Here is a 7,103-nt window from a genome sequence, read left to right on the forward strand (position 1 = left end):
CCGGGCGAATACACTTGCCGACCAGCAGGATGACGAACCCCATGAGCAAGAGTTACGACTTTCCCCACGCCCCGGGCCACCTGATCCGCCGGGCTCACCAGGTTTCGGTGGCCGCCTTCATGGAGGAGACGGCCAGCTACGACGTCACGCCCGTGCAGTTCGCCCTGCTCAATGCGCTCATGGACACCCCGGGGGCGGACCAGGTCACGCTGGCGGCACGCGTGGCTTTCGATCCCGCCACCTCGGGCTCGGTGATCGGTCGTCTGGAGGCCAAGGGCTGGGTGCGGCGCGAGGCCGACCAGAACGACCGCCGCCGCAAGCTGCTGTGGATCACGCCCGAAGGCGAGGCGACCGTGCAGCAGATGAAACGCGCCGTGGCGCGCGTGCAGACCCGCATCCTGGGGCCGCTCAATGCCACCGAGCGTGAGCAGATCATGCGCCTGCTGACCAAGCTCGTGGCCGGCCACGCCAAGGAATAACCATCACCCCCAGGCTCCGCGCTCTACGCGCGCTACGCCACCCCCCTTGCAGGGGGCAACGCCAGTGGCCCGGCGAAGCCGGTTCCACGGCGTTTCTCGAATGAAATCGGGGTCAGTCAGGGCGGCTTAGTCTGATTTGGCGAGAAGCGTGAAGTGCTCCACCTGCGGCGGTGCCGCGAAGAAGGGGCCCACGATGGCGCGCCAGTCGGCAAAGGCCGGGGACTGGCGGAAGTGCACGGTGTGGTCTTCCAGCGTCTCCCAGAAGATCATGAGGATGTAGCGGTCCGGGTGCTCGACGCCCTTGTTCACCTTGAAGCCGCGGTAACCGCGGGCCTGGCTGATGACCGTGGCCAGGCCGCGCTGGATGGCCTCGTCAAAGGCGGTCTGCTGGTCGGCGTGGATGCGGATGTCGGCGATTTCGAGAATCATGGCTGTGGTCTCCTTGTGCGGGGGGCTTGTTTGCTGAGGATTGTCCCTCAAGCCGGGCCGCCCGTTTCCGGTTTATCCTCGCCGGCATGAAGCTCCACAACTACTTCCGCTCCTCGGCCTCCTTCCGCGTGCGCATCGCGCTGGCGCTCAAGGGCCTGAGCTACGACTACATCCCCGTGCACCTGGCGCGCGGCGACCACAAGCTGCCGGCTTACGCCGAGGTCTCGGCCGATCGCCTGGTGCCCCTGCTCGACGACGACGGCGCGCTTTTTTCACAGTCCATGGCCATCATCGAGTACCTGGACGAGACCCATCCCCAGCCGCCGCTGCTGCCCGCCGACGCAGCCGGCCGTGCCAGGGTGCGCGCCCTGGCCCAGTCCATCGCCTGCGAGATCCATCCGCTCAACAACCTGCGCGTGCTCAAGTACCTGGTGCGCGAGCTCAAGGTCAGCGAGGACGCCAAGAACACCTGGTACCGCCACTGGGTGCGCGAAGGGCTGGAGAGCTTCGAGCGCCAGCTGAGCACCCTGGCCGCCCTGCGCCAGCAGGCGGGCCTGCCGCCCTCGGTCTACTGCTGGGGCGACACCCCCGGCCTGGCCGATTGCTGCCTGGTGCCGCAGATCTTCAACGGCCAGCGCTTCGAGGTGAACCTCGACGGCCTGCCGCTGACCATCAGCGCCTTTGCGGCCTGCATGGCGCTGCCGGCGTTCCAGCAGGCGCAGCCGTCCAGCTGCCCCGACAACGAACCCTGAACGCAGGCCGGGCCTCACCGTGCATCCCGACTGGCTTGTCCCCAAGTGGCCCGCACCGGCCACGGTGCGCGCCGTCTGCACCACCCGCGTCGGCGGCCGTTCCCTGCCGCCCTATGACAGCCTGAACCTCGGTGACCACGTGGGCGACGACCCGCTGGCCGTGGGCGCCAACCGGGCCGTGCTGGCCCAGGCCCTGGGCGCGCGCCCGGTCTTCCTGCAGCAGGTCCATGGCCGCAGCGTGGTGGCGCTGGATGTGCACACGCCCCAGGGCACCGAGGCCGATGCCTGCCTCACGCGTGAGCCAGGCGTGGCCTGCACCATCATGGTGGCGGACTGCCTGCCCCTGCTGTTCACCGATGCCCGCGGCAGTGTCGTGGCCGCTGCCCACGCCGGCTGGCGTGGCCTGGCCGGTGAGGGCGGGGTGGGTGTGGTCGAAACCCTGTACGCCGCCCTGCAGGTCAGCGCGTGCGACCTCATGGTCTGGCTCGGTCCCTGCATCGGGCCGCAGGCCTTCGAGGTCGGGCCCGAAGTGAAGGCGGCGTTCGAGGTCGGGTCGCCGCGAGCCGCCGGCTGCTTTCGTCCCGCCGCGGCCGCCGGCAAATGGCTGGCCGATCTGCCGGCCCTGGCCAGGCTGCGCCTGGCGGCGCTGGGCATCACGCAGGTCTATGGCAACGACAGCTCACCATCGTGGTGCACCGTCACGCATCCCTCACGGTTCTTTTCGCACCGGCGCGACCGCGTCAGCGGCCGCCTGGCTGCCTGCATCTGGCGGGGCTGAACCCGCCTGCGCATCCTGCGCCTGCTGCCAGGCCAGCAGTTCCTCGGCTTCACGCTGCTTGCGCAGCTTTTTGCGCGCCGGCGTGCCCAGGATGTAGAGCAGCAGCGCCACCGGCCCCACGCCGTACAGCAGGAAGGTGAAGAGCGCGCCCAGCACGCTACCGATGGGACTGGTGGCTTCGGCCACGGCCATCATCAGCGCAACGTAAAGCCAGCCGATGGCGATCAGGATCAAGAACATGAGTAAATTGGTCGGTGTCAGGAATCTGTAGGCACAAGCCTGACATACTGGCTACGGAAGCGTATTTCCAGCACGAAGGACCCAGCGTGACACAGGATACCCCCGAATTTTGGGCGCAAGCGGCGCAGCAGTTCCAGCAGGCCTACGCTGACAGCTGGCTCAAGCTCTTCCAGTCCTTCCAGGGTGCGCATCCCGGCCAGGGCCCCGCCGCACTCCCGGCGATGGATCATCCGGTGACCATCCCGCCCGACAAGCTGCAGGCCCTGCAGCAACAGTACGTGCAGGACCTGGCGCAACTCATGCAGCAGGGCGCCGGCGCAACGGTGACCAGCGACCGGCGTTTCGCCGCGCCGGCCTGGGGTGAGAACCCGTTGGCGGCCATGACGGCCTCCACCTACCTGCTCAATGCACGCCTGCTCATGGAGATGGCCGATGCAGTGCAGGCCGACGCCAAGACGCGCGCGCGCATCCGCTTCGGCGTGGAGCAGTGGGTGGCCGCCAGTGCGCCCAGCAACTACCTGGCCTTCAATGCCGAGGCCCAGAAGAAGGCCATCGAGACCAAGGGCGAGAGCATTGCCCGGGGCTTGCAGAACATGCTGCACGACCTCGGCCAGGGCCATGTGAGCATGACCGACGAAAGCCGCTTCGAGGTCGGCAAGAACGTGGCCACCAGCGAAGGCGCGGTGGTCTACGAAAACGAACTCTTCCAGCTGATCGAATACAAACCACTCACCGAGAAGGTCTATGAGCGGCCCTTCCTGCTGGTGCCGCCCTGCATCAACAAGTACTACATCCTGGACCTGCAGCCCGAGAACTCGCTGATCCGCTACGCCGTGGCCCAGGGCCACCGCACCTTCGTGGTGAGCTGGCGCAACCCCGACGCATCCCTGGGCCACAAGACCTGGGACGACTACATCGAGGACGCGGCCATCCAGGCCATCCACGTGGTGCAGGAGATCAGCGGCGCCGAGCAGATCAACGCCCTGGGTTTCTGCGTGGGCGGCACCATCCTGGGCACGGCGCTGGCGGTGCTGGCGGCGCGTGGCGAGAACCCCGTGCACAGCCTCACGCTGCTCACCACCTTCCTCGACTTCAGCGACACCGGCATCCTGGACGTCTTCATCGACGAGAACTCGGTACGCCTGCGCGAGCAGCAGATGGGGCAGGGCGGCCTGATGGCCGGGCGCGACCTGGGCTCCACCTTCAGCTTCCTGCGTCCCAACGATCTGGTCTGGAACTACGTGGTGGGCAACTACCTCAAGGGCGAAACGCCGCCACCTTTCGACCTGCTCTACTGGAACAGCGACAGCACCAACCTGCCCGGGCCTTTCTACGCCTGGTACCTGCGCAACACCTACCTGGAAAACAACCTGGTCAAGCCCGGCAAGCTCACCGTCTGCGGCGAGCCGGTGGACCTGCGCAAGGTGAACATGCCCGTCTACATCTACGGCTCGCGCGAAGACCACATCGTGCCCATCCCCGGCGCCTACGCCAGCACCCAGGTGCTGCCGGGCAAGAAGCGTTTTGTCATGGGCGCCTCCGGCCATATCGCCGGCGTGATCAACCCGCCCGAGAAAAAGAAACGCAGCCACTGGATCCGCGCCGACGGCAAGCTGCCGAAGACCTTCGATGCCTGGTTCGAAGGCGCCGACGAAAACGCCGGCAGCTGGTGGACCGACTGGGCCGCCTGGCTCAAGACGCACGCGGGCAAGCAGATGGCTGCACCCAAGAAATACGGCAAGGGCAGCAAGTACAAGGTCATCGAGGCGGCGCCCGGCCGCTACGTGAAGCAGAAAGCATAGTCAACAGGACAGGAGATACACCATGGAAGACATCGTCATCGTTGCCGCGACGCGTACCGCGGTCGGCAAGTTCGGCGGCGGGCTGGCCAAGACCCCGGCCACCGAGCTCGGCGCCATCGTCATCAAGGAGCTGCTGGCACGCAGCAAGGTGGACGCTGCCCTGGTGGGTGAAGTCATCATGGGCCAGGTGCTCGCGGCCGGCGCCGGCCAGAACCCGGCGCGCCAGGCCCTCATGAAAAGCGGCCTGCCCAAGGAAATCCCCGCGCTCACCATCAACGCCGTCTGCGGCTCCGGCCTCAAGGCCGTGATGCTGGCCGCCCAGGCCGTGGCCACCGGCGACAGCGAGATCGTCATCGCTGGCGGTCAGGAGAACATGAGCGCTGCGCCCCATGTGCTGCCGGGCTCGCGCGACGGCCAGCGCATGGGCGACTGGAAGCTCATCGACACCATGATCGTCGACGGCCTGTGGGACGTCTACAACCAGTACCACATGGGCATCACCGCCGAGAACGTGGCCAAACAGTACGGCATCACGCGCGAGATGCAGGACGCGCTGGCCCTGGCCAGTCAGCAGAAGGCCGCCGCCGCGCAGGACGCCGGCCGCTTCAAGGACGAGATCGTGCCCGTGTTGTTGCCGCAGAAGAAGGGCGACCCGCTGGCCTTCGATGCCGACGAATTCATCAACCGCAAGACCAATGCCGAGGCCCTGGCCGGCCTGCGCCCGGCCTTCGACAAGGCCGGCGGCGTGACGGCGGGCAATGCCTCGGGCATCAACGACGGCGCCGCCGCCGTGATGGTCATGACGGCGAAGAAGGCCGCCGCGCTGGGGCTCAAGCCCCTGGGCCGCATCGCCAGCTACGCCACCAGCGGCCTGGACCCGGCCACCATGGGCATGGGCCCGGTGCCGGCGTCGACCAAGGCGCTGCAGCGCGCCGGCTGGAGGGCCGCCGACCTGGACCTGCTGGAGATCAACGAAGCCTTTGCCGCCCAGGCCTGTGCCGTCAACAAGGAAATGGGCTGGGACACCAGCAAGGTCAACGTCAACGGCGGGGCGATTGCCATCGGTCACCCGATTGGTGCATCGGGCTGCCGCATCCTGGTCACGCTGCTGCACGAGATGCAGCGTCGCAATGCCAGGAAGGGCATTGCCAGCCTGTGCATCGGCGGCGGCATGGGCGTGGCGCTGACCATCGAGCGTTGAGTTCCGCGCGCGGTTGAGGCGTGAGAGAAACACGCGGGTTTTGCCTAGGGCTACAGGCGCAAGACAGGGATTAGATTGGTAGCGAGTTCAACGAGGAGAGCATCATGAGCAAGAAAGTAGCCTACGTCACCGGCGGCATGGGGGGCATCGGCACCGCCATCTGCCAGCGCCTGCACAAGGAGGGCTTCACAGTCATCGCCGGCTGCGGCCCCACGCGCGACTTCGACAAATGGCTGGGCGAGCAGAAGGCCCTGGGCTACACCTTCTACGCCTCGGTCGGCAACGTCGGCCTGTGGGACTCCACCGTCGAAGCCTTCAGCAAGGCCAAGGCCGAGCACGGCCCCATCGACGTGCTGGTCAACAACGCCGGCATCACGCGCGACCGCATGTTCCTCAAGATGACCCGCGAGGACTGGGACGCCGTCATCGAGACCAACCTCAACTCCATGTTCAACGTCACCAAGCAGGTGGTGGGCGATATGGTGGAACGCGGCTGGGGCCGCATCATCAACATCAGCTCGGTGAACGGCGAGAAGGGCCAGGCCGGCCAGACCAACTACTCGGCCGCCAAGGCCGGCATGCACGGCTTCACCATGGCGCTGGCGCAGGAAATGGCCAGCAAGGGCGTGACGGTCAACACCGTGAGCCCGGGTTACATCGGCACCGACATGGTCAAGTCCATCCGACAGGACGTGCTGGACAAGATCGTCGGCACCATCCCCGTCAAACGCCTGGGCGAGCCCGGCGAGATCGCCTCCATCATTGCCTGGATCGCAAGCGAGGAGAGCGGGTATTCGACCGGGGCGGACTTCTCGGTCAATGGTGGCTTGCACATGGGCTGAGGGCTTTTCTGCTCCAACGACAAACCCCGCTGCGGCGGGGTTTGCTGTTTACCGGCATGACTCTTTTTTTGGGATAGACCGGTTTGTCGGTGATTCCTAGAATGAGCCACGGCAATAGCGAATCAGGTGAACTCCCATGGCTCGAGTGATCAAAATTCTTCTGTCAGGTGTCGGATTGGTCGTCGCCCTCGTATTGGGCTACTGCCTGGGAAAGTCTCGTAGCGATAGCTTTCATACGGCCCACTTTTTGTATGCGGCATTTCAACGCGAAGCGTTGGAGGCGGGTCTGGAGCGCCGCCTGCTGGAGACCCTCCGCGAAAGGAGGTTGAACGTCGCACTGGAAGGTACCCAATACAGCTATTACACCCGCCTGCTTCTCGCATCGGACATGGCAGAGGAGGCGTCCAACTCCGAGTTGCGCCAGCACATGCTGGACCAACTGCGGCCGGAGCTTGCGCGTGCCCGGAAAATGATGCAGCAGCATCCGTTTCGCTTTCCCTCTGTGTATAGACCGGAGACATGGGAAACGGGTGTTCGGGGACATAGGAAACACCAGAGTCGGTCAATTGGAAGTCATCAA

General features: G+C 66.0%; 9 protein-coding genes. 7 read left to right on the top strand and 2 right to left on the bottom strand.

The window, feature by feature from the left end:
* Nucleotides 1-41 precede the first annotated feature (41 nt).
* Complete coding sequence (locus AC1RRP_RS14670) at nucleotides 42-479, top strand: MarR family winged helix-turn-helix transcriptional regulator (RefSeq protein WP_493037406.1); 438 nt, start codon at nucleotides 42-44, stop codon at nucleotides 477-479.
* A 126-nt stretch (nucleotides 480-605) separates the two neighbouring features.
* On the opposite strand, the gene AC1RRP_RS14675 is transcribed toward AC1RRP_RS14670, so the two are convergent.
* Nucleotides 606-908 carry an antibiotic biosynthesis monooxygenase family protein gene (locus AC1RRP_RS14675; RefSeq protein WP_493037408.1) on the bottom strand — a complete coding sequence of 101 codons (303 nt, stop codon included), beginning with the start codon at nucleotides 906-908 and terminating at the stop codon, nucleotides 606-608.
* A gap of 86 nt (nucleotides 909-994) precedes the next feature.
* Here AC1RRP_RS14675 and maiA point away from each other — a divergent pair, with 86 nt between their 5' ends.
* Both maiA and pgeF read left to right on the top strand, forming a co-directional pair.
* The gene (gene maiA / locus AC1RRP_RS14680) at nucleotides 995-1,660 is read left to right on the top strand and encodes a maleylacetoacetate isomerase (protein WP_493037410.1); all 666 of its coding nucleotides are present in this window, start codon (nucleotides 995-997) and stop codon (nucleotides 1,658-1,660) included.
* A gap of 19 nt (nucleotides 1,661-1,679) precedes the next feature.
* Complete coding sequence (gene pgeF / locus AC1RRP_RS14685) at nucleotides 1,680-2,438, top strand: peptidoglycan editing factor PgeF (RefSeq protein WP_493037412.1); 759 nt, start codon at nucleotides 1,680-1,682, stop codon at nucleotides 2,436-2,438.
* On the opposite strand, the gene AC1RRP_RS14690 is transcribed toward pgeF, so the two are convergent.
* Nucleotides 2,370-2,678, bottom strand: coding sequence for a hypothetical protein (locus tag AC1RRP_RS14690; RefSeq protein WP_493037414.1), 309 nt, complete (start codon nucleotides 2,676-2,678; stop codon nucleotides 2,370-2,372). The two genes, pgeF and AC1RRP_RS14690, sit on opposite strands and share 69 nt — an antisense overlap.
* Before the next feature lie 86 nt (nucleotides 2,679-2,764).
* Here AC1RRP_RS14690 and AC1RRP_RS14695 point away from each other — a divergent pair, with 86 nt between their 5' ends.
* The 4 genes from AC1RRP_RS14695 to AC1RRP_RS14710 form a co-directional block, all read left to right on the top strand.
* Nucleotides 2,765-4,480, top strand: a complete 1,716-nt coding sequence (locus AC1RRP_RS14695) for a PHA/PHB synthase family protein (protein WP_493037416.1) — start codon at nucleotides 2,765-2,767, stop codon at nucleotides 4,478-4,480.
* Between the two features lie 22 nt (nucleotides 4,481-4,502).
* A complete protein-coding gene (locus tag AC1RRP_RS14700) occupies nucleotides 4,503-5,681 on the top strand; it encodes an acetyl-CoA C-acetyltransferase (RefSeq protein ID WP_493037418.1) in 1,179 nt (392 codons plus the stop codon).
* A 104-nt stretch (nucleotides 5,682-5,785) separates the two neighbouring features.
* Complete coding sequence (gene phbB, locus AC1RRP_RS14705; RefSeq protein ID WP_493037420.1) at nucleotides 5,786-6,523, top strand: acetoacetyl-CoA reductase; 738 nt, start codon at nucleotides 5,786-5,788, stop codon at nucleotides 6,521-6,523.
* Between the two features lie 136 nt (nucleotides 6,524-6,659).
* A partial coding sequence (locus AC1RRP_RS14710; RefSeq protein ID WP_493037422.1) for a hypothetical protein occupies nucleotides 6,660-7,103 on the top strand: 444 nt, incomplete at its 3' end.

The organism is Hylemonella sp. GW821-FHT12C09 (genome assembly GCF_058807395.1).